The organism is Nocardiopsis sp. M1B1, from assembly GCF_052466615.1.
In genome coordinates this window covers 3,018,958-3,041,842 of record NZ_CP196194.1, presented here as the reverse complement: position 1 = coordinate 3,041,842, position 22,885 = coordinate 3,018,958, and the positions used below count along the sequence as shown (strand labels likewise).

Here is a 22,885-nt window from a genome sequence, read left to right as displayed (position 1 = left end):
CGACCGGATCGTTCCCCTGTGGTTGGGCCTGACCCTGCTCTGTCTCCCGGCTCTCCCGAGGGTCACCGCGCTGGTCGCCGTCTGGCACGGAACGGACCGATGATGCCCACAAGCGTCTCCGCGCGTTTTCTCCCCCTGGCGGTCGCCGCGCTGGCAGTCATCGGCTTCGTCTCGGTGCTGGTCAGTTCGGTCACGTCGATGGTGCTCACCACCCTGGCGGAGGCTCTCGACACCTCCATGAGTTCGCGGCCCCCACACTGTGAGGGACCGTCTGTCCCCGCCCTTGCTGGAAAGGCCTGCCCTTGCCGACCCTCTTCTCCAAGATCATCGCCGGCGACCTCCCCGGACACTTCGTGTGGAAGGACCCCGAGGTCGTGGCCTTCCTGTCCATCGCCCCGCTCCGGCCGGGCCACACCCTGGTCGTCCCCCGGGCGGAGGTCGACCACTGGACCGATGCCGACCCCGCCCTCCTGACCAGGTGCATGGAAGTGGCCCAGGCCGTCGGCCGGGGCGTTCGCGCCGCCTGGAACGCGCCCCGCGCCGGGCTGCTCGTCGCGGGCTTCGAGGTTCCACACATGCACGTCCACGTGGCCCCCGTCTGGGGCATGTCCGACTTCGACCTCAGCGGCGTCGAGACCGAGACGGACCACGGCGTCCTCGACCACTCGGCCGAGCTGCTGCGCACCGCCCTCCGGGAGCTGGGCTTCGAACACGCCGTCGCGCCCAGGGAGTGACTCCGCCCCTCCCGGCGCGCGGGACTACTCGTCGCCGTGAGGCGTGTACAGCATGATCCAGTGGTCCCGCTCGGGGTCGTGGAGCACCTCGATCTCGAAGCGGGCCCACCCCCGCGTCGGGTGGCGCATCTGTTTGACGGCGGACCTCGAAACGCCGACCTCCCCCTCCTCCCAGTGGTCGCGGAAGCTCTGGCTGGTCGCGGTGAGCTCGGCGAGCAGGGCACGGAGGTAGGCGTCGCCGGGGTACCGGCTCAGCGCCGTCCGGAGTTCGGCGGCGGCGACCCGCAGGAACCGGTCCGCGCCCTCGCCCCCGAGCAGCTGCGCGAGCACGTCGGTCGTGAAGGCCTGGTAGGCGATGTTGCGCTCGAACGGACCGCCGCCGGTCAGGGACCCCAGCAGCTCCCGCGCGGCCTTGTTGCGGGCGAGGAGGTCGAGCCGCCCGTCGTGCACGGTGACCGGCATCGTCTCGTCCAGGCCCCGCAGCAGGCGCAGCAGCCCGGGGCGAATGACCGACGAGGGCGAGTCCGGTTCGGGCGGGGGCTCGCCCCCCAGCCGGAAGAGGTGGTCGCGCTCGGCGTCCGAGAGCGCGAACGCCTGGGCCAGCGAGGAGAGGATCTCACGCGAGGGGCGCGGCGCCCTGCCCTGTTCCAGGCGCGTGTAGTACTCCACCGAGATACCCGCGATGTCGGAGACCTCCTGGCGGCGAAGCCCCGGGACCCGCCGCCGGGAGACCCGCACACCGCCCCGCGGCTCCGGAGGGCTCATCGCGGCCCTGCGCCGCCGCAGGTACTCCCCGAACTCGGTCCGATCGCTGCTCGCCATACCCCCCATTGTCCCCGCCCCGCGCCCCGTGCCGTCGGGCGAGCCTGGTCCTGCCAGTACCACCCTCGACGCGGTCTTCCTCCCCCGCCCGGCTCCCCGGATCATCGAGAGCACACCGCACCGGGCGGGCCGGGACCGCCCGGAACGCGCGGCGGACACCCGAGGCCGAGGAGACGGCATGACCAGTACAGCGTGGACCCTCCCGATCCCCCGGGAGCGCGTCCAGGAGTTCCGGGACCTGCTCACCGCCCTGAACAGGGACCACCTCCCCGGCCTGGACGCCCGAGCCCGGGAGGTCGGCTACCACCGGGAACGGATGTGGCTCCAGCCCGACGACGACGGCGGCGCCGAGTTCATCGTCTACCTCGAATTCGACGAGGGCGTGGACCTGGCCGCCTTCTCCGAGCGGCTCCTGGCCTACGAGTCGGAGTTCACGCGGTGGTGGACGCCCCGCTTCGGATCCTTCGGGCTCCCCGGGTCGTTCGGTGAGCCCCTGCTGTCCTGGGACGCCTGAACCGGCTCCCCGCCCGCGCGACACGACGAACCCGCAGAACACGACGATCGGAGACCCTCATGCACGACCAGAAGCTGACCCCCGCCACCCCCGCCGCCCACGCCGGACTCGCCGTCGCCCGGGAGTTCATCCGCGCCGTCGAGGCCAAGGACATCGACGCCGTGACCCGGACCCTGGCCGAGGACGCGCGGCAGTTGTTCATGCACGCCCGGGGCGCCACGACCCCCGAGGGCGTCACGGACATCATCGAGGGCCGCACACGGGGCCTGTGCGTCGCGGACGTCAAGGGCAGGAGCGAGGTCCTGGCCTACACGGGCGCGCTGTTCGACAAGTTCGCCCCGCTGCGGTGGCGCGACCAGGCGTGGCGCGTCTCGCCCGACGGCGGCCAGCTCTTCTTCCACGGCGTCGGCGACATGGTCGTCGCTCGCACGGGCCAGCCCTACCGCAACACCTATGTGACGCGGTTCGACGTGGAGGACGGCCGGATCGTCCTCATGGCCGAGTACGGGAACGCGCTCATGTACGCCGGTCTGGGCGTGCGCCCGAACGGGGCCGAGTTCCGGGCCCTGCTGCGCGCGGTCGGACGCATGGTCTCGCCGCGCCTCTCCGCCCGGTCGGGCCGGTGACCCTCCCGCCCCGCCCCGTACGGGCGGGGCGCACCCCTGTACGCGCGGTCCTGCTCGGTGTCCTGTAGCCGCCCGGTGACCGGCCCGCCCGGCGGAGGGAGTCAGTCCGGTGCGCCCAGCCGGGAGATCTCCCTGCTCACCGCGCGGAACCCCTGTTCGAGGGCGCGCAGGTCCTCCATGGGCAGGCCCATGAGGATGTCGTCGCGAAAGGGCCGCGCCACCATCAGGCGCCGCACGACCGAGGCGCCCAAGGGCGTGGCGCGGACCCGGCGGACTCGCTGGTCGTCGGGGTCGGCCGAGCGCTCGGCGACGCCGTGGGCCACGAGCCGGTCGAGCACGCCCGACATCGAGGCCATGGAGACGCCGAACGACTCCGACAGCCCCCTGCCCGTCGCGCCCTCCTTCGTGGTGACCAGGACCATGAGCACCCTGAGCTGCTGGATGGTGAGGTCCATCGACAGCAGGTTCTGCAGAAGGGCGGCCATCACGGTCTCCTCCATGACCCCGTTCAGGGTCTGGATCTCGCGCACGATGCGTTCGCGTTCGTGTTCGCCCTGTTCGGAAACCTGTTGCCGCATGCCGCCATGATAGAGCTCCGCGACGGGCTCCCCCGGGGCCCAAATACTTAGCCTGATGCTAAGCTTTTTGGCGCACGGTTCAACGACACCGCCGCCGCATCGGGATGGCAGCCGCCCGGATCCCGTTCCACGCTCCCGTGAGCACCACGGCCATCCCCCGCGCGAGCCCGGCGCCGCGTCCGCGTCGCGATGCGACGGCAACGAAGTGAGGACGGCACATGGGCACAGCCTCCGACACGACCGCCGACACCGACGACCGCACCGAGGAGATCGACCTCGACGCGCTGCGGGCCAGGTACGCCCGTGAGCGCGACCGCCGCATCCGCCCCGACGGCACCGGCCAGTACCGCTCGGCCGCGGGCGGGTTCGGCTACTACGCCAAGGACCCCTACACCCCCTGGACCGAACGCGAACCGCTGACCGACGCCGTGGAGGTGCTCGTGATCGGCGGCGGCTTCGGCGGCCTGACCACCGGCGCGCGGCTGCGCCAGGCGGGCGTGGAGTCGATCCGGATGATGGACGAGGCGGGCGACTTCGGCGGGACCTGGTACTGGAACCGCTACCCGGGCATCCACTGCGACATCGAGTCCTACTCCTACATGCCCCTGCTGGAGGAGGTCGGCTACGTCCCGGAGTGGCGCTACGCCCCCGGCGAGGAGATCCGCCGCCACGCCGTGGCCATCGCCGAGACCTTCGGCCTGTACCGCGACACGCTGTTCCACACCCGCGCCACCGCGCTGAACTGGGACGAGGACGCGGACGAGTGGGTGGTGGAGACCGACCGCGGCGACCGGATGCGCGCGCGGTTCGTCATCACCTCCTCGGGCACGCTCACCCAGCCCAAGCTGCCGGGCATCCCGGGGATCGACACCTTCCGGGGCCACACCTTCCACACCAGCCGCTGGGACTACGGCTACACCGGAGGCGACCAGGACGGAGGCCTCACCGGCCTGGCGGACAAGAGGGTCGCGGTCGTGGGCACCGGCGCGACCGGCGTGCAGGTCATCCCGCACCTGGGCCGCGACGCGAAGCACCTGTACGTGTTCCAGCGAACCCCCTCCTCGGTGGACGTGCGCGACAACCGCCCCACCGACCCGGAGTGGGCGGCCTCCCTCCAGCCCGGCTGGCAGCGCGAGCGCATGGAGAACCTCCTGGCGATCCTCTCTGGCGAGCCGGTCGAAACCGACCTGACCCGCGACGGCTGGACCTCCACCGCCCGGCTCCAGCGCAAGATGATCACCGGCGCGCTGGACACCAGCGTCCCGGCCGAGGAGCGCGAGCGGATCGACGAACTCGTCGACGCCCGCAAGATGAACCAGATCCGGGCGCGCGTGGACGAGGTCGTGGACGACCCGGCCACGGCCGAGCTGCTCAAACCCTGGTACCGCTACATGTGCAAGCGGCCCTGCTTCAGCGACCACTACCTCCAGACCTTCAACCGGCCCGACGTCACCCTGGTGGACACCGCCGACCACGGCGGCATCACCCGCATGACCGAGGACGCGATCGTCGTCGGGGACGCCGAGTACCCCGTGGACTGCGTCGTCTTCGCCACCGGGTTCGACGTGGGCGTGTCCGGGGTGATGTCGGGGACGCTGCCGGTGCGCGGGCGCGGCGGGCGCGACCTGCTGGCCTCCTGGAGCCGCGGGCCCAGCACGCTGCACGGCTTCTACAGCAACGGGTTCCCGAACCTGTTCCACCTGGGCGCGCTCCAGAACGCCAACTCGGTGAACTTCGCGCACATCCTGCTGGAGCAGGCCGAGCACATCGCCGCCGTCGTCGCCGAGGCCCGCAAGACCGGGGCGCCGGTGGTCGAGCCCTCCCAGGAGGCCGCCGACGCGTGGGGCCGGACCGTCCGGGAGACCGCGCACGACAACTCGGCGTTCCAGGCCGAGTGCACGCCCGGCTACTACAACCGCGAGGGCGCGGGCGTGCACGGCGGGTTCTCCTACAGCCCCGGCCCCGTGGCCTTCCACCGGCTGCTGGCGGACTGGCGCGGGAGCCGCATGCACGAGGTCATGGACGCACGGCCCTAGTCGGCCCGGCCGCTCCGGCCGGGAACCTTCGCGGGCGCCCTCCTCCGGAGCGTCCCCATCCTCCCGAGCGTGTTCGACACCTGTGCGTCCCGCCGCGCGGCGGGACGCACGTGCGCCGGGCACGCCCCCCGACACCCGATCCCGCATCCCAGACCCCGAGGGAAACCGTATGGAACCGCACTGCCCCAGGCCGCGACGAACGGTGGCCGCCCGCGCACTCGCCGCGCTGGCCCTGACCGGCGCGGCGGCCGGATGCGCCGCCCCCGCCGCCACGAGTGGGGACGGCCAGGACGGCGGAACCGAGCGCACCGCCGAACTCCTGGTCCAGGTGACCTCCGTCCACGAGGAGACGGGGATGACCCTGCTCGAAGGCCCGACCTTCGACGCCGACGGGCGCCTGCTCGTCGTGGACGTCACCGCCCCCGCCGGGGAGCCCAAGGTGCTCGGGGTGGACACCGAATCCCGGGAGGTGACCCCGGTGTTCACCGACGAGACCAGCGCCTACACCTCCGCGCAGTTCAGCCCGCACGACGGCCGGCTCTACCTGACCGACTTCGCCGGAGGAAGGATCGACAGCATCACCCCCGAGGGCGAGGACCACACCACGTTCTTCTCCGGGGAGGTCGACGGCGCGCCGATGAACCCCGACGACCTGGCCTTCGACGAGGCCGGGAACATGTACGTCAGCGACTCGGCCGGGTTCGACGGCCCGGCGTGGGAGGCCCGGGGCAGGGTCGTGCGCGTCGACCGCGACACCGCGGAGGCGACCGTCCTGGCCGAGGAGCTGCCCGCGCCCAACGGCATCTCGTTCACCCCGGACTTCTCGGGGCTGTGGGTCGGCCAGTACGGCGACAACCGCGTGGACCACTACGCGCTGAACGAGGACGGCACCGAGGTGGTGACCTCCCACGCCGCCCTGTACTTCGGCGGCGGCACGAGCCGGATCGACTCCATCGCGGTGGACGCCGACGGCAACCTCTACCAGGCCGTCCACGGCCAGCCGCGTATCTTCGTGTACAGCCCGCTCGGTGAGCACCTGGCGACGGTCGGCGTCCCGGCCGACGCCGCCGAAGGGCTGTACTCGGCCACCAACGTGGCCATCGCGCCGGGGACCACCGAGGCCTACATGACCGTCAGCGGGGACGACGGCGGGTTCGTCTACTCCTTCGACGCGCTCGCCGAGGGGATCCGCCAGTCCAACGGCGGCTGACCGTCCGCCCCGCGCGGAGGGGGTCGAAACCGGTCGCGCGGGGTCGGAAGCGGTCGCGCGGCCCGCCCGGGAGCACGTCGGCCAACTCCCGGGCGGGAGGGGAGGGCTCGGGCCACGGCCCGCCCGGGTCACGGGGCGACGGGCCGTCCCATCCCAGGGGCACGTCAGCCAACCTCCGGAACAGCGGGAGACCCGGGTCACAACCCACCGTGTCACAGGGCGGCGGGCCATCTCGTCTCAGAGGGTGTAACCGACGACGACCGCGAAGGAGCACCCCATGGACGCGAGACTCGACTACTTCACCAGCCCGACCGCGGGCAAGGTCATCAAGCCCTTCATGTCCGTGGGCAGGGCGCTCAAGGACTCGGCGCTGCCGGACGCGACACAGGAACTGGTGGCGCTGCGCGTGAGCCAGATCAACGGCTGCGCCGTCTGCCTCGACATGCACACCAAGGACGCCGCCGCTGCCGGTGAGACCGCCGTGCGGCTGAACCTGGTCGCGGCGTGGCGGGAGGCCACGGTCTTCACCGACGCCGAGCGCGCCGCGCTGGAGCTGGCCGAGGAGGGCACCCGGGTCGCGGACGCGGCCGACGGGGTCAGCGACGAGGTGTGGGAACGCGCCGCCGAGCACCACGACCAGGAGCAGCTCACCGCCCTGGTCATGCTGGTCTCGTTCATGAACGCCGTGAACCGGCTCAACATCATCACCCGGCAGCCCGCCGGAAGCTACGAGCCCGGGCAGTTCCACTAGGTTCTGACACGGGCCCGGCGGCTGCGGACTTCGGGTTCCGCCCCCGGACCCGGCGCCGACCGGTCCGCCCCCGGGCGGACCGGTCGGCGCGAGCCGCCCGTACCGGGGAGTACGGCCGGGCGGAAGGGCATGGGAGAGGAGCGGGTCGGCGTGGGCAAGGTGGAGGACTTCGAGGAGCTGCGGCCGCTGCTGTTCTCGATCTCCTACCGGATCCTGGGCAGCGTGAGCGAGGCCGAGGACGCGGTGCAGGAGACGTGGCTGCGCTTCGACCGCTCGACGACCCGCCCCGTGTCGACCAAGGCCTTCCTGTCGGCCGCGGTGACCCGGATCTCGATCGACGTGCTGCGTTCGGCGCGCGTGCGGCGGGAGGAGTACGTCGGCCCGTGGTTCCCCGAGCCGCTGCTGAGCGACCCCTACCAGGACCCGGCGCGGTCGGTGGAGCTGGCCGACTCGGTGTCGATGGCGGCGCTGCTGCTGTTGGAGCGGCTCAGCCCGCTGGAGCGGGCGGTGTTCCTGCTGCGGGAGGTGTTCGCCTTCGGGTTCGACGAGGTCGCCGCGGCGGTGGGGCGTTCGGAGGCGGCGTGCCGACAGCTGGTCGTTCGGGCCCGGCGGCACATGGCGACCGGGCGGCCTCGGTTCGCGGCGGACCGTCGCGAGCAGCGGGAGCTGGCGACGCGCTTCTTCGACGCGCTGGAGAACGGCGACGTGGACGGTCTGCGGGACCTGCTGGCCGCCGACGCGCAGCTGGTCGGGGACGGCGGCGGCCGGGCCCCGCAGCTGGCCAGGGCCGTCACGGGCGCGGCGGGCGTGGCGCGGCTGCTGGGCACGGTCTTCCCCGAGCTGCTGCGGATCGGTGTGTCGTTGGAGCCGCACGAGGTCAACGGCCAGCCCGGCGCGCTCCTGCGCGACCGGGACGGCCGTGTCCTCCAGGCGCTGGTCCTGGATGTGCTCGACGGGCGGGTCCAGACCGTGCGCGGGGTGATCAACCCTGACAAACTGGGCCACCTCGGCCCGGTCGCCGACGCCTGGGCCGTGGACCGCGAGGTGAGGCGGGCCCGGAAGCGGTCGCACTGATCCCCGGCCGGGACCGGTCCCGGCCCGGACTGGCCCTGATCGGACCGGTCCCGATCAGACCGGCCTCGACCGGTGGGCGGGCCGAAGGCCGGGCCGCAGGGTCTTACGGAGGCCCGTCCAGCCCCCCGTTCAGACGGTCTGGTTGATGCGCACGAGGTTGCCGGACGGGTCGCGGAAGGCGCAGTCGCGGACTCCGTAGTCCTGGTCGATGGGTTCCTGGACCACGTCCGCCCCGGCGGCTTCCAGGCGCTGGAAGAGGCCGTCGAGGTCGTCGGTGGCCAGGGTGATCGCGGTGTAGGTGCCCTTGGCCATCAGCTCCAGGACGGTGCGGCGTTCCTCCTCGGTGACACCGGGGTCCACGGCGGGCGGGTGCAGCACGATGGAGGTCGCGGGCCGCCCCGCCGGTCCGACGGTGATCCAGCGCATGTCCTCGTAGCCGACGTCGTTGCGGACCTCGAACCCGAGGATGTCGCGGTAGAAGGCCAGGGCGGCCTCGGCGTCGGTGTGCGGCAGGAAGGCGTGGTGAATGGTGATGTCCATGCCCCCAACGCTAGGCCGGGCTACAGGGAGCGCGCTTCTTGATTCCTGACCGGTCTGGTCACCTGTTTGGCCAGGCAGGGCGGGATGCCCGCCGCCGCCCGCGAGTGGTCGCGGCGGTAGACGCTCGGCGGCACGCCGACCAGCTCGGTGAACCTCGTGCTGAACGTGCCCAGCGAGGACGAGCCCACCGCGAAGCAGACCTCGGTGACGCTGAGGTCGCCGCGCCGCAGCAGCGTCATCGCCCGTTCGATCCGCCGGGTCATCAGGTACGAGTACGGCGACTCGCCGTAGACACGGCGGAACTCCCTGCTCAGGTGCCCGGCCGACATGTGCGCCCCGCGGGCCAGCGCCTCGACGTTGAGCGGCTGGGCGTACTCGCGGTCGATCCTGTCGCGGACACGGCGGATGGCGGCGATGTCGCGCAACCGCTGTTCCTGTGCGTCCCTGTCGGCCATGGGTGCCATCATCCCACGCCGCGCCAGGGTCGGACCGGTCGCGCGCAGGGCGGGGGCACCGCGACGACCGGGGTGGGCCGGTCGTGCACAGGGCGGGGAGGGGGAACCGGGACGTCCTCTCGGGGTCAGTCGACGCGGTTCTCCCAGTGGGTGTGCCAGTGCAGCGCGATCCTGCCGTCCTGGAGGCGGAAGACCGAACCCGTCCACACCCACGTGTCCTGACTGCCGGGGACGGTGAGGATGCGCATCGCCATGTCCTGGTAGGTCTTCGGCATGCGCTTGGCGGTGCTGTACCGGGGGTGGTACACGTTCAGGTGCAGCCAGCGCTCGTGATGGTAGGCGTGGCGCGCGAACTGGTCCGCCACCGTGGCCGGGTCCAGGATCTCCACGAAGGGCTCCGGACCGGGGTCGTCGAAGGTGCCCACCTCGTCCGGAAGACGGGTCAGGACGGGGGCCTCGCGCAGCCACGCGGTGTACCTGCGCACCGCGGCGGCGAGCGTCCGGTCCGACCTCTCCCGCACGGTCGCACCGGCCTCGTCGTTCCTCTTCCGGCAGCGGTCGCAGAGGTACCTCACCCGGGTGCGCGAGTGCCCCCGCCAGTCGGTGTACCCGTTCAGGAACAGGGTCTCGGTGGCGGGACGGCGCTCGCTGTGGCGCCCGTACGTCTTCGACGACATGCGCGACCGGCAGAGCTGGCACCGGCGGCGGCGGTGGACGGCGCTCAGAGCACGGGCGGGGAGGACGACCAGGGCGTGCGGCCAGTCGGGCATGTGCCGCATGCTAGCCGGAACGGGCATCGGGGTGAAGCCCTCCCCGGAGGGTCGTGGCCACAGCCTCGGGGCTGGTGATGGCCCTGAGACGGCTGGTGGCGTAGTGACCGTACTTGGCTTGGTATGCGGCGTCGATCCGGTCGTTGACGCCGGGGTCGGCGTCGACGAAGGCCACGGTCCTGGCGATCCGGCCGACCCGGACGCGTCCCTTGGGGCGCACCCGGGTGCTCCGGTCGCCGGACGGGGGTTCGCCGGTGGCGGTCGGGCGGGGACGGTGAAGCACCGAAAGGGGGACCTGCCGTGACGGGCACTGACAGACCCTCCCAGAGGTGGCGTCGGGGTGTTTGACTGCCGGAGGCGGTCGACGCGGCATGCGCGGCCGTCCCGTCGACCCGTGCCCGGAGGGCTGACCGCGCCCTCCCGCGGGGTTCGACGCACGTCCGACACGAAAAAATTCTGAGGAGATTCATGTCCCTCGTTCACGCCTACACGGCCTCCTCGGCGACCGCGCCCCTGGCGCCGGGCACGATCGAGCGCAGGGAGGTCGGCCCGAAGGACGTCCTGATCGACATCGCCTGGGCGGGGATCTGCCACTCCGACATCCACACCGTCCGCGGGGACTGGGGCGAGGTTCCCTATCCGTTGACCGTGGGGCACGAGATCGCCGGTGTGGTCGCCGAGGTCGGCTCCGAGGTCACCCGCCACAAGGTCGGCGACCGGGTGGGGGTGGGCTGCATGGTCGACTCCTGCCGGGAGTGCGCGAACTGCCTGGCCGGTGTGGAGCAGTACTGCCTGCGCGGGTTCACCGACACCTACAACGGCACCGACCGGGACGGGACCGTGACCCAGGGCGGGTACTCCCAGCGCATCGTCGTGGACGAGCACTTCGTGCTGCGCGTCCCCGAGGCCATCCCCTTCGAGAAGGCCGCGCCGCTGCTGTGCGCGGGCATCACCACCTACTCGCCGCTGCGCAACTGGAACGCCGGACCGGGCAAGAAGGTCGCCGTGGTGGGGCTGGGCGGCCTCGGGCACATGGCGGTCAAGCTCGCCCACGCCATGGGGGCGGAGGTGACGGTGCTCTCGCAGAGCCTGAAGAAGCGCGAGGACGGGCTGCGGTTCGGCGCCGACCACTATTACGCCACCAGCGACCCGGACACCTTCGAGCGACTGGCCAACACCTTCGACCTGATCGTCAACACGGTCAGCGCGCCCATCGACCTGGACGCCTACCTCAACCTGCTGGCGCTGGACGGCGCGATCGTGAGCGTGGGCGCACCGCCGGAGCCGGTGGCGGTGACGCTGTTCACGCTGTTCGAGAACCGCCGTTCGTTCGCCGGTTCCAAGATCGGCGGTATCGCCCAGACCCAGGAGATGCTGGACTTCTGCGCCGAGCACGGCATCGCCCCCGAGGTCGAGATCGTCGGTGCCGACCAGATCAACGAGGCCTGGGAGCGGGTGCTGGCCTCGGACGTGCGGTACCGGTTCGTCATCGACGCCTCGACCCTGGGCGGCGCCTGACCGCCCCGAGGGCCTGAGCACGGCGGGCCCCGCCGCTCCCCGGCGCGAGGGAGTCGGCGGGGCCCGTCCCGTCACATGCGACGGGGTCAGATGACGCGGTCGGTCAACGGTCGGTCAGGGGGGCACGGACCATGCGAAGATTCGGGAGCCTGCCCCGCCACAGCTGCTGTTCACCGGTGGCCCTGAACCCGTAGCGCTGGTAGAAGCGGACGGCACGCTCGTTGTAGGCCGTCACCCACAGGCGCATGGGTGCCTCTCCCGCCCAGTCGAGGAAGGCGTTCATCAGCAGACCGCCGATGCCGCTGCCCTGGGTCCTTCGCAGCAGGTACATCGGGCCGAGGTCGACCGCTTCCTCCTCCCGGCGTCCGCACAGGACTCCGACGATCTCGCCCTGGCGCCGTACGACACGGCAGAAGAGCCGGTCGGGCTGGCGCGCGGCGCGGACGATGAATTCCCGCCAATGGGCGATCGCATCGGGCATGGTGCCAGAACCACGCTGTTCACGGATCCAGTCTTCGTCGATCCCCGCTTGCCTGTTGGGATAGGTCTGGATCCAGGCGGTCAGCAGTACCCGCGCGATCGCCGGTGCGTCATCGGCGAGTGGACATTCGATCACGTGGTCCACGGAACTCCTCTCGGCAGCACCCGAGGGCGGGCGTTCTCCGCGCCGTTCTACCAGTCGGCACCGGCACCCTCGACAGAGCAGCACATACACCTTTCCCTCGCACCGAAAGACGCACCCATAACGGCGACGAGGGAATCCAGTTCCCTTCGCGCGTGAGGCAGGTTGAGCCCGTAGTGATCGAAATGCGGAGGAGGGTGGACGACGTCCAGAAGGATGTCCGGATAATCCAGTTCTGCCCACAGGTCCTCGACCGCGCTGAGTTTCCTCTCCAGGGGGATGTCCTTCCCGGACACTTCACCGGAGACGAGGAAGACCCACACCCTGGCGGGATCCTCGTGCGGGAAGTCTCGGGGAAGGCGGGAGCGCCAACGAGAGAAGAGCGGAACGACCTGGTCCTCCTCGTCGGACAGGAGCATCCCGATCCGTTCCTCGAAGTCACACGAAAGACCGAGGGAGAAATAGTGGGAACACGCTCTTATCACATCGGAGGGATGAACGAAACCCTTTTCCAACCCGAAGGAGAACTCCAGGGGGCACACTCTCACCGAACCCTCGAAGACGGATCCATGGACACGGAATCCCACGGTGATCCCTCCGGGGCGTCGGAATACGAGCACCGCCAACCTTACAGAGGCTCCAGCCGAAGACACCCGTACTGGAAACAGTCGTGATCGGGCTCAGTGGGAGCGACGCCCGGTCCGTTGACCGCACGCGCCTCCTCCGCGGGAGTCGGACGATCACCGTGTCGCCGCCGCGCCCCGGCGCGTGCGCGCTGCTCGGCGCCGCAGACCCGCCCGGGGGCGCCCAGGAAGCCCATGCCTGGAAACAGGGAACGCCGTCCCGCCCCGTGGCCCGAGCGGGACGGCGTTCCCCAAAGTCTCCGAAGCTCAGCGCCTCAGGAGGCGGCGGACTCGCCCGCGCCGCGCAGGTGGGACATGCTCCCGTACAGCTCCTGGAGCCGCCGCACCTCGTCGGCGTCGACGAAGCGGGCGATGCCGCGGCCGTAGTCCTTCGCGGTCTCGATGACGAACCGGACCGCGCTCTCCACGCTGCGCAGGTCCGTGGCGCCGGTGGCCGACCCGGCCACGGCCTCCTCTGTCACGATGGCCACGCCCACGACCGGGGCGCTGGTGGCCGTCGACGGCTGCAGGATCGAGTTCACGTGGTAGACGCCGTTGCCGTACGGAGTGATGTCCTGCATGGTCAGCGGCATCACGACCGGGGCGCGGCCGGTGGTGCGGGAGACGATGTCGAGCAGGCTCTCCGGGACCCGGACGATCCACCCGTCGACGACGGCCGGGGTGATGGCGATGCCGTGGTGGTTGCAGACCCGGTTGCCCTTGGTGGTGTCCACGGACAGGATCGCGTCCATCGCGGGCAGGACCTCGTGCCGGTTGCTGACGTCCTGGTCCACGACCGAGCCCATGAACGGAACCGGGTCGTGGGGCTGGGTCGGGGCGTCGGGGTCGATGTGGGTGGCCAGCACGACGTCGCCGGGCAGGGTGTCGCCCCGGCGGCGCATGTCCAGGAGCTTGGCCGCCGCGGAGACGGCGGTGAGGGCGCCGTCTCCGTCGCTGACGAAGCCGATCTGCTCCGGGCGCGCGCCCAGGCCGCCGAGGCGGCCGAGGATGCCCAGGGTGGGCGCGGAACCGCCGGAGGCGGCGCCGTCGGTACCGGCGATCGTCACCCGGACGAAGTCGGTGGACCCGCCCTCGCCCGCGACGGTCTCCACGAGGACCTCGCCGTCTGCCGCGCCGTGGCGGCGCAGGTACTCGGCCACGGACGCCCCGTCGGCGGTCGGGGTGTCGAGCAGGTCGTGGGTCTCGATGACGTGGCTCCAGGACATGGGTTCCCTCTCTCAGGTGGTGGACCGCCGGGCCGGCCGGACACCGCGGTCGGCGCCCCGGCCGGGGCGGTCGTTCGGATGGTCGCCGCGCGGCCTGTGCGCGCGGGCGACACGGCTTGCCGCGTTGGCGCGTCAGCCGGTTGTCGTGTTGTCGCGGTTCCGGGCTCAGCCCCGGGCCGCACCCTCCACCGCTCGCACGGCGGCGCGCGCACCGGCGCGGACGGCGTCCACGACGGGGACGCCGACCCGGTCGGTGAGCCGGGCGGCCAGGCCGATGGTGGTCATGCCGGTGCAGGCGAACATCAGGGTGTCCGCGCCCATGGCGACCAGGCGTTCGGCGGCCCGGACCGAGGCGGCCAGGCCCGCGTCGGTGCGCAGGTCGTGGGTCCGGCGCACGCCCTCGGGCACGAGCGCGGCGACGAGGGAGGGCCCGAGCACCGAGGTGACCGAGTCCGGGGTGCGGGTGGTCAGGTCCAGGACGCCGACCCGCGAGCCCAGTTCCAGGGCCCGGCGGGCCGCGGCCTCCCCCGCGCCGACGACGGGAATCCCGACCGCGGCGCGGGCCGGGGCCAGGCCCGGGTCGGCGGCGCAGCTGACGAGCAGCGCGTCCACGCCGTCCTCGCGTTCCATGCGCGCGGCCAGGTCGGCGACCTTGGCCGAGGCGAGCGCGAAGGTGGCGTCGTCGTGCACGCCGTCGGGCTGGTCGGGCAGGCACCGCGAGACGGTGTCCACGCCGAGCTCCTCGCGGATGACGCGGCCGTGCGCGTCGAGCTGCTCCCGGTCGTCGGTGGTGACCACCCGGATGACGCCGATCCTCATGCCGCCGCCTCCGTCCGCGCGCCGAGCGAGTCCAGGACCTCCGAGGCCAGGCGCACGCACACCGACCGGGCCAGGACCACCGGCAGGCCCGATGCCGCGGCCGCGCGGGCGCGCATCCGCTCGGTGTAGCCGACGCAGTCCAGGGCCAGGAGGTCGGCTCCGGCGTCGGCCAGGCGCCGCGCGGCGGCGGCGAGGTCGTCGGGGGTGCCGGTGTAGGGGGAGCACACGTCGGTGAGCACCCGGGTCCCGGCGGGCAGGCGGCGGCCGAACTTGGCCTCGGTGTCGCGCCTCTGCTCGGGCAGGGGGCATACCACGCCCAGGCGTCCGGTGTCGCCGAGCAGGGCCGCGGCCCCGAAGGCGATCATCCGGTCGGGCACGAAGAGCGGCTTGGTGTGCTCCAGCTCCGGGAAGGCGCCGGTGCAGGCGAGCAGCACCGCGTCCACCTCGCGTTCCAGGTCGGCGAGCAGGCCCGGCAGGCGCTCCATGACCAGGGACTCGCCCAGGACGACGGAGGTGCCGTCGGCGAGGCGGGTGGTGAGGGCGTGGTCGTCGGGGGCGACCGGCCGCGCCTCGATCTGGGCGCGGGTGAGGCCGTCCAGGACGCCCCGCTCGACCACGGTGGCCTCGGGTACCAGGGCGGTGATCTCCGGGGTCAGGTCCGTGCGCGGCGCCTGGCCGATGGTGACGACTCCGAGTCGTGTCATGGTTCCTCCCGGGTTCAGCGGCTGAAGACGGTGCCGACGGAGTGGACGGAGTCCCCGGCGATGAGCCCGGCGCCGACCAGGGCGATCTCCTGCTCGCCCTTCTCGCCGCGGCGGCGCTCCCACACCAGGCGGATCGCCAGCCCGGCGAGGACCAGCCATCCGGCGTTGGGCGTGGCCACGAGCAGGCCGGTAGAGGGGCAGCCTCTGTCCTTCAGAGCGGGGCGAGCCGCCCCCGCCGCAATGTCGTAGGGCGTGGCTACGGTGTGTGTTGGTTCGAGGGGAGGTGTGCACACTGTGTTGACGGGGTTTCGGTACCGGCTCGCGCTCACCGACGAGCAGGCCGAGTCGTGTCAGGTCTATGGCGATATCTGTCGGGCGGTGTGGAACACCGGCCTTGACCAGCGCCGTGAGGCCGTGTCCCGTTGGCGGCGCGGCCAGCGCCTGCCCTACTGCGGTTACCACCTCCAGGCCCGTGAACTGGCCGAGGCCAAGAGCGAGGAGACCTGGCTCCAGGCCGCCCCTTCCCACATCCTCCAGCAGACCCTGCGTGACCTGGACCGGGCCTGCAAGGACCACGGCACGTTCAAGGTGCGGTGGCGCGCCAAGGACCGGTGGAGGCCCTCCTTCCGCTTCCCCGACGGTGGGCGGATGAGCATCGAACGCCTGGGCCGCAGGTGGGGACGCATCAAGCTGCCCAAGCTGGGATGGGTGCGCTTTCGCTGGTCACGCGCACCCCGGGGCGCGGTCCGCTCGGCCACTGTCTCCCGGGATGGGGCCCACTGGTACGTGTCGCTGTTGTGCGAGGACGGCCAAACCACCCCCGAGGCGCATGAGCGCCCCGACAGCGCGGTGGGCATCGACCGGGGTGTGGCGGTAGCGGTGGCCACCTCCAACGGCGACCTGCTCGACCTCGCCTTCCAAACCCCCAAAGAGGCCGAGCGGGAGCGCCGTCTGCGCCGACGCCTGTGCCGCCAACGCAAGGGATCGAGCAACCGGGCCAGGACCAGGGCCGCCCTGGGCAAGCTCACCGGGCGGGTGCGGGCTCGGCGCGCCGATTTCGCCGCGCAGGTCGCCCATACGTTGTGTGCCAAGAACGCGGTCGTGGTGTTGGAAAAGCTCAACACCCGAGGTATGACGGCCTCGGCCAGAGGCACCGTTGAGGCGCCGGGCGTCAACGTGCGTCAGAAGGCGGGGTTGAACCGGGCGATCCTGGCCAAGGGATGGCACGGGTTCAAGCTCGCCTGTCAGAACGCGGCCCGGCGCACCGGTACCCGGGTCGTGGAGGTCAATCCCGCGTACACGTCCCAGACCTGTCACTCGTGCGGATATGTCGCGGCGGAGAACCGAGAGAGCCAATCGGTCTTCTGCTGCGGCAGGTGCGAGCACAGGACACACGCGGACGTGAACGCGGCCCAGAACATTCTGATGCGCGGATGGACTAGCCCTTCGGGGTGAACCGTGCCAGCCTGCCGAGACCTCTGGGATGCCATGTCGATGAAGCAGGAACCAGCTGCGGCCGCGAGGCGCGCAGCACCATCGGGCGGTAAGGCCCGGTCGGAATCTTCCTCGTTCACGAGGGAGAGGAAGTCAACATGTGGATTCCGATGACGACGACGGGTTCGAACGCGCGCGGGTGGCGGGCGCTTCCCGGGGTCTGCGGTTCGGTGGACGAACCAGGTGCCGACGGTTCCATGTGTGTCCTTCAGGGGTGGCTCACGTCCGTCGAGGACGGAGTGTCGCTGGCCAAAGACCTGCGGTGCGCGGCTGCCGCGTCCCGGCCCGTCACGCCCAGGCTGCCTCCCGTTCACCCGCCGGGGCAAAGGTTTCCCACTATGTGGGAGTTAAGATCACATTTCGATCCCCGGAGCCGAGGGTCCCGGACCCCGCGGCGGACGTAGGGTGGGCTTCCATGTCCACCGGTTCCACGGAACGCACCGGCCCGCTCCAGACGGTCGACCGGGCGCTCGACGTCCTCCTCAGCTTCGACGAGTACCGCACGAGCTGGGGCGTCCTCGAACTCGCCGACGAGTTCGGCCTGTCGAAGTCGACCGCCCAGCGCCTCCTGGCCTCCCTCGCGGGCAAGGGGTTCCTGCGCGCCGACCCCGACACGCGCCGCTACAGCATGGGCCCCGCCATGTGGCGCATGGCCGGGCTGTGGGAGCGCTCGGGCGGCCTCTCCGTCCTGGCCGAGCCCCTGCTCGCCGACCTGGCCCGCTCCAGCGGCCGCACCTGCCTGTTCTGCGTCCCCGACGGCGCGCACGTGCGCTGCATCGCCGCGGTCGGCGGCTCGGAGGGTCCGCGCCGCTCCCACCCCTTCCTCGACGAGCTCTACCCCGCCCACGCCGGGGCCACCTCCCGGGCCTACTTCGCCTTCCTGGACCCGGCGGAGCGCAGGGCCCTGCTGGCGGGGCGCCCCTCCGCCCGCTTCTCCGACCTCACGCCCTTCGACGAGCAGCAGGTCGAGGAGCTCTTCGACGAGGCCGTCGAGCAGGGCTACGCGCTCTCCCAGGGCGAGTACGACGCCGCGTCCCGCGCGCTGGCCGTCCCCGTGTTCGGCGGCAAGCGCCCGGTCGGCTCCGTGACGCTGGTGGAGAACAAGCACTCCGACCACGAGGACGACCTGCTCGACCACCTGGCGCCGCTGCGCGCCGCGGCCGACGGTCTCACCGGGCTGCTCTCCAACCGCCGCCCGGCACCGCCCACGCGCAACTGGAGGCGGGGGCACGGCTCCCGCTCCTCCCCGCGCCCGACCGCTCCCTGAAGGGGGACCATGCCCGAGCTTCTGCTCTTCTCCAACTCGACCAACCACGGCCGGGACTACCTCGACCACGCGTGGGAGGAGGTGGAGGCCTTCCTCGACGGCCGGGACCCGGTCGCCTTCGTGCCGTTCGCGGGGGGCGACCACGCCGCCTACACCGCGCGGGTGGCCGAGGCCTTCGCGGCGCGCGGAATCCGTGTGACGGGGGTTGCGGCGGACGCCGGGGCCGCGCGGGTCCTGGACGAGGCGCAGGCCGTCTTCGTGGGCGGGGGCAACACGTTCCGCCTGGTGGCCGCCCTCCAGCGCACCGGGCTCATGGACGACCTGCGCGACCGCGTCCTGGCCGGGCTGCCCTACATGGGGGCGAGCGCGGGCACCAACATCACCGCTCCCACGCTGCGCACCACCAACGACATGCCCATCGTGGAGCCGCCCTCCTTCACCGCGCTGGGCTTCGTCCCCTTCCAGATCAACCCGCACTACCTGGACGCCGACCCCCGGTCCACGCACCAGGGCGAGACCCGGGAGACCCGGCTGACGGAGTTCCTGGAGGCCAACGACGTGGACGTCCTCGGCCTGCGCGAGGGGACGCACCTGCGCGTGCGGGGCACGGGGTCGGACGTGGTCCGCGCGACCGTGGGCGGCACCGCCGTGCAGCCGGACGCCCCGGGCCCGGCGATCGTCTTCCGGCGCGGCACGGCCCCCTTCGAGGTGTCGGGCGAGGTGACCGACCTGTTCGCGCGCACGCCCCGCTTCGACCAGCCGGTCTAGGGACGTCGCTGGGGCGGGGCCCCGCGCTGTGTCCGGCGGGCCGGGACGGGGATCCGGCGATGGCGTCCCCCTACGCCCCGGCCCTCGCCGCCACGCGCGCGGCCCCCACCTCCCTCAGCGCGCCGTTGGTGACCGCGCCGCAGACCGCCGTCCCGCGTGCGGTCCCCGGCCCGGGCCCGCCCCTCGCCGCCTCGGTCCTGGTCTCCACCATCCCGTGCGCGCCCCTCACGCCCCCTCACTCCCCGGGACCGGCTCCGCCTCCCGTGCACACCCCTCGCCGTTCCAGGCCCGGCCCTCGCCGCCACGCGCGCGGTCGTCCGGCCGGGAATCCCCTCGGCCGGAGTCCGGCCTCGCCCCGCGCGTGACCGTCCGGTCAGGAAACACCGCCGCCCCACGGAGCACGGGAGCCACCCGCCTTCACGTCGACCGGTCGGCCCTGGGCAAAAAGTGCTACACGGACGTGTAGTTCGCTACACGGACGTGTAGTCTGGCCGTATGAGCTCCACACCACCGCCCAACGAGGACCTCACCGGACGGGCGCGCATCCGCGACGCCGCCCTGGCGGTCTTCGCCGACCGCGGGGTCAAGGGCGCGACCGTCCAGGCCATCGCCGCCGAGGCGGAAGTGTCCACCGGCCTGATCCGCCACCACTTCGGCTCCAAGGAGGGCCTGCGCGCGGCCTGCGACGCTTACGCCATCGGCACCCTGCTCGAACAGGCCCGCGGCAGTCTGGGCGAGGAGGCGTCCGCCCCCGGGTTCGGGGCGGCGATGTACCAGGCCAGCCACACCAGCACCCGTTACCTCGCCCGCGCCCTGGTGGAGGGGTCCGCCTCGGCCTCGGAGTTCTTCGACACCGGCGCCGACTTCGCCGAGCGCTTCCTCAGCGAGCGCTGGCCCGACCGCTATCCGCCGGGAGCGCGGGTCACACGGGACACCGCCGCGGTCATGGGCGCCATGCACCTGGGCACGCTGGTCCTGCACGCCCACCTGTCCCGCCGCATGGCGGCCGACTCTCTCGACCCCGCCCACGCTCCGCGCGTCGGAGCGGCCATGGCCGGGGTCTACACCGCGATGGCCGACTTCTTCGCCGACGAGCAGGGGCGGCGGATCACCGACGCCCTCCCCCACCCCGACCCCCCGGGAGAAGAACCATGACGGACGCGATCCACGTCGCGGGCCTGACCAAACACTTCGGGTCCACCAGGGCCCTGGACGGACTGGACCTGCGCGTACGAACCGGTGAGGTGCACGGTTTCCTCGGTCCCAACGGCGCGGGCAAGACGACGGCGATCCGCGTCCTGCTCGGCCTGGCCCGGGCCGACTCCGGTACCGCGCGCCTGCTCGACGGCGACCCCTGGCGGGACGCCGCCGCCCTGCACCGCCGACTGGCCTACGTCCCGGGCGACGTCGCCCTGTGGCCGGGCCTCTCCGGCGGGGAGATCCTGGACCTGCTCGGCCGCGTGCGCGGCGGGGCCGACCCGCGGCGCCGCGCCGCACTCGTGGACCGCTTCGCGCTGGACCTGCGCACCCGGGGCCGCGCCTACTCCAAGGGCAACCGGCAGAAGGTGGCGCTGGTGGCCGCGCTGGCCGCCGACACCGAACTCCTGGTCATGGACGAGCCCACCTCGGGCTTGGACCCGCTCATGGAGGAGGTCTTCCGCCGCACCGTCGCCGAGGAGAAAGCCCGGGGACGCACCGTGCTGCTCTCCAGCCACATCCTGTCCGAGGTGGAGGCGCTCTGCGACCGGGTCAGCATCATCCGGACCGGACGCACGGTGGAGAGCGGGACCCTGGCCGAACTGCGCCACCTGTCCCGCCTGACCGTGACCGCCGAACTCACCGGGTCCCCCGACGGGCTCACCGCCCTGCCCGGTGTGCACGACCTGGCGGTGGAGGGCCCGCGCGTACGCCTGCACGCCGAGCCGTCGGCCCTGGAGGCGCTGTGCTCGCTCCTGGCCGGGCTGGGGGTGCGCGACCTGACCGTGCGGCCGCCCACACTGGAGGAGCTGTTCCTTCGCCACTACACCGCGGCCGACCGCGGCGGCGAGGACACGGAGCGGGTCCGATGAGCGCGCCCGCCGCGGCACGGCCCGTCCGCGCGGCCTTCCGCCCGCCACCGGCCGGGACGCGGCACCTGGTGCGGCTGTCACTGCGCCGCGACCGGGTCCTGGTCGCCGTGTGGCTGACCGTCACGGCCGGAATCGTGTTGGGGGGCGCGGCCGCGGCCGACGCCACCTACCCCACCCCCGAAGCGCGCCAGGAGCGGTGGGAGCAGCTCCAGAGTCTGCCCATGTTCGCCCTGTTCCAGGGCCGGGCCTTCGCCGCGAGCGCCGAGGCCCTGGTGGCCCAGCAGGCGTTCGCCGCCGCCACCATGTGCGCCGCGCTGGGCGCGGTGCTGCTGGTGGTGCGCGGTACCCGTACCGAGGAGGCCTCGGGCCGGAGCGAACTGCTCGGGGGCGCGCCGCTGGGCCGGCACGCGGGCCTGGCATCCGCGCTGACCGTGGCGCTGGGCTCGGCGGTCGTGCTGGCGGCCGTCGTCGCCGCGGGTCTGCTCGCCCTGGGGCTGCCCGTGGCGGGTTCGGTGGCGCTGGCCCTGGTCACCGCCGCCGCGGCGGGGGTGGGCGCGGGCCTGGCCGCCGTCGCGGTGCAGTGCACCACCCGCCCGGGGGCCGCGGCGGGGCTGGCCCTGGGCGCGTTCTACGTCATGCACATGGTGCGCGGCACGGGCGCCGCGGCGGGCGGGGACGCCCGGTGGCTGACCTGGGCGGTGCCCAACGGGTGGCTGGAGAACGTGCGCCCCTTCGCAGACGAGCGGTGGTGGGCCCTGCTCCCGGTCCTGGCCTGGATCGCGCTGACCGTCGGGGCCGCTTTCGCCCTGGTGGAACGGCGTGACCTGGGTCGCGCCCTGTTCTCCCGGCGGGGCGGCCCCGTGCGGGCGGCCGGTTGGCTGCGCTCGGTGCCCGCCCTGGTGTGGCGGCTGCACCGCAACTCCGTGCTGATGTGGGCGGCCGCCCTCGCGGTCATGGGACTGGCGATGGGCCGCACCGGCGCGCAGGCCATGGCCGAGTACGCCGACATGCCGTGGGTACGCGCGATGGCCGCCGAACTCGGTGTGGCGCCCGCCGACACCTTCTTCGTCTACGTCGTCTTCGCCTTCGTGTTCCCCGTGGCGGCCCACGCCGTGCTCACGGCCCTGCGCGTGCGCGCCGAGGAGAACGCCGGGACGGGGGAACTGCTGCTCGCGGGGCCGACCGGACGGACGGCCTGGGCTCTGGCGCACGCCGCGGCGGCCTTCACCGCCCCCGTGGTCCTGCTGGCCGCCCTGGGCGTCGCGGTGGGCCTGGGCGCGGGTCTGGGCGGTGAGCGGGTCTGGTTCGACGTCGGGCGCTTCACCGCGCTGACGTTGTCCCTGGCCCCGGCGGTGTGGGTGGTCGTGGCCGTCACCCTCCTGGCCTACGGGACGGTTCCGCGCGCGTGCGCGGCGGTGGGCTGGGGGTTCCTGGCCCTCGGGATACTGACCGAGATCGCCGTCAAGGTGAACCTGGTGCCGGACGCGGTGTTCACGCTGGTCTCGCCCTTCGCCCACGTCAACCCGTACTACCGGGGGACCTGGGCCTCCTACCCGCTGCTGGCGGCACTGGCCGCGGTGCTCACGGCCGTCGGGCTGTGGGCGCTGCGCCGCCGCGACCTGCCCGCCTGAACGCCACGGGTGACCGCTCGTCCGCCTCCGGGGC

27 protein-coding genes are annotated in these 22,885 nt (G+C 72.6%); 14 read left to right on the top strand and 13 right to left on the bottom strand.

The window, feature by feature from the left end:
• Positions 1-62: 62 nt before the first annotated feature.
• A complete protein-coding gene (locus ACSTA4_RS13045) occupies positions 63-209 on the bottom strand; it encodes a hypothetical protein (protein WP_444963760.1) in 147 nt (48 codons plus the stop codon).
• A 93-nt stretch (positions 210-302) separates the two neighbouring features.
• Between ACSTA4_RS13045 and ACSTA4_RS13040 the strand changes: the two genes are divergently transcribed.
• Complete coding sequence (locus tag ACSTA4_RS13040) at positions 303-734, top strand: HIT family protein (RefSeq protein ID WP_444963759.1); 432 nt, start codon at positions 303-305, stop codon at positions 732-734.
• A 24-nt stretch (positions 735-758) separates the two neighbouring features.
• On the opposite strand, the gene ACSTA4_RS13035 is transcribed toward ACSTA4_RS13040, so the two are convergent.
• Positions 759-1,556, bottom strand: coding sequence for a helix-turn-helix transcriptional regulator (locus ACSTA4_RS13035; RefSeq protein ID WP_444963758.1), 798 nt, complete (start codon positions 1,554-1,556; stop codon positions 759-761).
• 178 nt (positions 1,557-1,734) lie between these two features.
• Here ACSTA4_RS13035 and ACSTA4_RS13030 point away from each other — a divergent pair, with 178 nt between their 5' ends.
• Positions 1,735-2,070, top strand: a complete 336-nt coding sequence (locus tag ACSTA4_RS13030) for a hypothetical protein (RefSeq protein ID WP_444963757.1) — start codon at positions 1,735-1,737, stop codon at positions 2,068-2,070.
• Positions 2,071-2,129: 59 nt separating this feature from the next.
• A complete protein-coding gene (locus ACSTA4_RS13025) occupies positions 2,130-2,696 on the top strand; it encodes a nuclear transport factor 2 family protein (protein WP_444963756.1) in 567 nt (188 codons plus the stop codon).
• Positions 2,697-2,797: 101 nt separating this feature from the next.
• On the opposite strand, the gene ACSTA4_RS13020 is transcribed toward ACSTA4_RS13025, so the two are convergent.
• Entirely contained in the window at positions 2,798-3,274 is a 477-nt protein-coding gene (locus tag ACSTA4_RS13020) for a MarR family winged helix-turn-helix transcriptional regulator (protein ID WP_444963755.1), read from the bottom strand.
• Positions 3,275-3,492: 218 nt separating this feature from the next.
• Between ACSTA4_RS13020 and ACSTA4_RS13015 the strand changes: the two genes are divergently transcribed.
• From ACSTA4_RS13015 to ACSTA4_RS13000, 4 genes are all read left to right on the top strand, one after another.
• Positions 3,493-5,310 carry a flavin-containing monooxygenase gene (locus ACSTA4_RS13015; protein WP_444963754.1) on the top strand — a complete coding sequence of 606 codons (1,818 nt, stop codon included), beginning with the start codon at positions 3,493-3,495 and terminating at the stop codon, positions 5,308-5,310.
• A 169-nt stretch (positions 5,311-5,479) separates the two neighbouring features.
• Positions 5,480-6,520, top strand: coding sequence for an SMP-30/gluconolactonase/LRE family protein (locus ACSTA4_RS13010; protein ID WP_444963753.1), 1,041 nt, complete (start codon positions 5,480-5,482; stop codon positions 6,518-6,520).
• A 277-nt stretch (positions 6,521-6,797) separates the two neighbouring features.
• Positions 6,798-7,271, top strand: coding sequence for a carboxymuconolactone decarboxylase family protein (locus tag ACSTA4_RS13005; RefSeq protein WP_444963752.1), 474 nt, complete (start codon positions 6,798-6,800; stop codon positions 7,269-7,271).
• 129 nt (positions 7,272-7,400) lie between these two features.
• A complete protein-coding gene (locus ACSTA4_RS13000; RefSeq protein WP_444963751.1) occupies positions 7,401-8,345 on the top strand; it encodes an RNA polymerase sigma-70 factor in 945 nt (314 codons plus the stop codon).
• A 129-nt stretch (positions 8,346-8,474) separates the two neighbouring features.
• On the opposite strand, the gene ACSTA4_RS12995 is transcribed toward ACSTA4_RS13000, so the two are convergent.
• The 4 genes from ACSTA4_RS12995 to ACSTA4_RS12980 all read right to left on the bottom strand — a co-directional run bounded on the left by ACSTA4_RS12995 (position 8,475) and on the right by ACSTA4_RS12980 (position 10,393).
• Entirely contained in the window at positions 8,475-8,885 is a 411-nt protein-coding gene (locus tag ACSTA4_RS12995; protein WP_444963750.1) for a VOC family protein, read from the bottom strand.
• 20 nt (positions 8,886-8,905) lie between these two features.
• Complete coding sequence (locus ACSTA4_RS12990) at positions 8,906-9,340, bottom strand: helix-turn-helix transcriptional regulator (RefSeq protein WP_274977629.1); 435 nt, start codon at positions 9,338-9,340, stop codon at positions 8,906-8,908.
• 125 nt (positions 9,341-9,465) lie between these two features.
• A complete protein-coding gene (locus ACSTA4_RS12985; protein WP_444963749.1) occupies positions 9,466-10,110 on the bottom strand; it encodes a hypothetical protein in 645 nt (214 codons plus the stop codon).
• Positions 10,111-10,120: 10 nt separating this feature from the next.
• Positions 10,121-10,393 carry a DUF2255 family protein gene (locus ACSTA4_RS12980; protein ID WP_444963748.1) on the bottom strand — a complete coding sequence of 91 codons (273 nt, stop codon included), beginning with the start codon at positions 10,391-10,393 and terminating at the stop codon, positions 10,121-10,123.
• A gap of 185 nt (positions 10,394-10,578) precedes the next feature.
• Between ACSTA4_RS12980 and ACSTA4_RS12975 the strand changes: the two genes are divergently transcribed.
• The gene (locus tag ACSTA4_RS12975) at positions 10,579-11,628 is read left to right on the top strand and encodes an NAD(P)-dependent alcohol dehydrogenase (protein ID WP_444963747.1); all 1,050 of its coding nucleotides are present in this window, start codon (positions 10,579-10,581) and stop codon (positions 11,626-11,628) included.
• A 103-nt stretch (positions 11,629-11,731) separates the two neighbouring features.
• Here the strand turns inward: ACSTA4_RS12975 and ACSTA4_RS12970 are convergent, their stop codons facing one another.
• The 6 genes from ACSTA4_RS12970 to ACSTA4_RS12945 all read right to left on the bottom strand — a co-directional run bounded on the left by ACSTA4_RS12970 (position 11,732) and on the right by ACSTA4_RS12945 (position 15,801).
• The gene (locus ACSTA4_RS12970; protein ID WP_444963746.1) at positions 11,732-12,253 is read right to left on the bottom strand and encodes a GNAT family N-acetyltransferase; all 522 of its coding nucleotides are present in this window, start codon (positions 12,251-12,253) and stop codon (positions 11,732-11,734) included.
• Between the two features lie 47 nt (positions 12,254-12,300).
• Positions 12,301-12,837, bottom strand: coding sequence for a hypothetical protein (locus tag ACSTA4_RS12965; RefSeq protein ID WP_444963745.1), 537 nt, complete (start codon positions 12,835-12,837; stop codon positions 12,301-12,303).
• 311 nt (positions 12,838-13,148) lie between these two features.
• Positions 13,149-14,099, bottom strand: a complete 951-nt coding sequence (locus ACSTA4_RS12960) for a DUF1177 domain-containing protein (protein ID WP_444963744.1) — start codon at positions 14,097-14,099, stop codon at positions 13,149-13,151.
• Positions 14,100-14,264: 165 nt separating this feature from the next.
• Positions 14,265-14,918 (bottom strand): aspartate/glutamate racemase family protein, encoded by a 654-nt coding sequence (locus tag ACSTA4_RS12955; RefSeq protein ID WP_444963743.1) that lies wholly within the window; start codon positions 14,916-14,918, stop codon positions 14,265-14,267.
• A complete protein-coding gene (locus ACSTA4_RS12950) occupies positions 14,915-15,622 on the bottom strand; it encodes an AroM family protein (RefSeq protein ID WP_130397700.1) in 708 nt (235 codons plus the stop codon). The genes ACSTA4_RS12955 and ACSTA4_RS12950 overlap by 4 nt, the downstream gene beginning before the upstream one ends.
• A gap of 14 nt (positions 15,623-15,636) precedes the next feature.
• On the bottom strand, positions 15,637-15,801 hold the full coding sequence (locus ACSTA4_RS12945; protein WP_444963742.1) for a hypothetical protein: 165 nt from the start codon (positions 15,799-15,801) through the stop codon (positions 15,637-15,639).
• A 106-nt stretch (positions 15,802-15,907) separates the two neighbouring features.
• Here ACSTA4_RS12945 and ACSTA4_RS12940 point away from each other — a divergent pair, with 106 nt between their 5' ends.
• The 6 genes from ACSTA4_RS12940 (at position 15,908) to ACSTA4_RS12915 (ending at position 22,851) form a co-directional block, all read left to right on the top strand.
• Positions 15,908-17,077 carry an RNA-guided endonuclease InsQ/TnpB family protein gene (locus ACSTA4_RS12940; protein WP_444963741.1) on the top strand — a complete coding sequence of 390 codons (1,170 nt, stop codon included), beginning with the start codon at positions 15,908-15,910 and terminating at the stop codon, positions 17,075-17,077.
• A gap of 454 nt (positions 17,078-17,531) precedes the next feature.
• A complete protein-coding gene (locus ACSTA4_RS12935; RefSeq protein WP_444963740.1) occupies positions 17,532-18,383 on the top strand; it encodes an IclR family transcriptional regulator in 852 nt (283 codons plus the stop codon).
• Between the two features lie 9 nt (positions 18,384-18,392).
• Positions 18,393-19,151: a dipeptidase PepE gene (gene pepE / locus ACSTA4_RS12930; protein WP_444963739.1), complete on the top strand. Its 759-nt coding sequence runs from the start codon at positions 18,393-18,395 to the stop codon at positions 19,149-19,151.
• Positions 19,152-19,646: 495 nt separating this feature from the next.
• Positions 19,647-20,306 carry a TetR/AcrR family transcriptional regulator gene (locus ACSTA4_RS12925; protein ID WP_444963738.1) on the top strand — a complete coding sequence of 220 codons (660 nt, stop codon included), beginning with the start codon at positions 19,647-19,649 and terminating at the stop codon, positions 20,304-20,306.
• Positions 20,303-21,220 carry an ABC transporter ATP-binding protein gene (locus tag ACSTA4_RS12920; RefSeq protein ID WP_444963737.1) on the top strand — a complete coding sequence of 306 codons (918 nt, stop codon included), beginning with the start codon at positions 20,303-20,305 and terminating at the stop codon, positions 21,218-21,220. Before ACSTA4_RS12925 ends, ACSTA4_RS12920 begins: the two co-directional genes overlap by 4 nt.
• Entirely contained in the window at positions 21,217-22,851 is a 1,635-nt protein-coding gene (locus ACSTA4_RS12915) for an antibiotic ABC transporter (RefSeq protein WP_444963736.1), read from the top strand. Before ACSTA4_RS12920 ends, ACSTA4_RS12915 begins: the two co-directional genes overlap by 4 nt.
• The last annotated feature ends 34 nt before the right edge of the window (positions 22,852-22,885 follow it).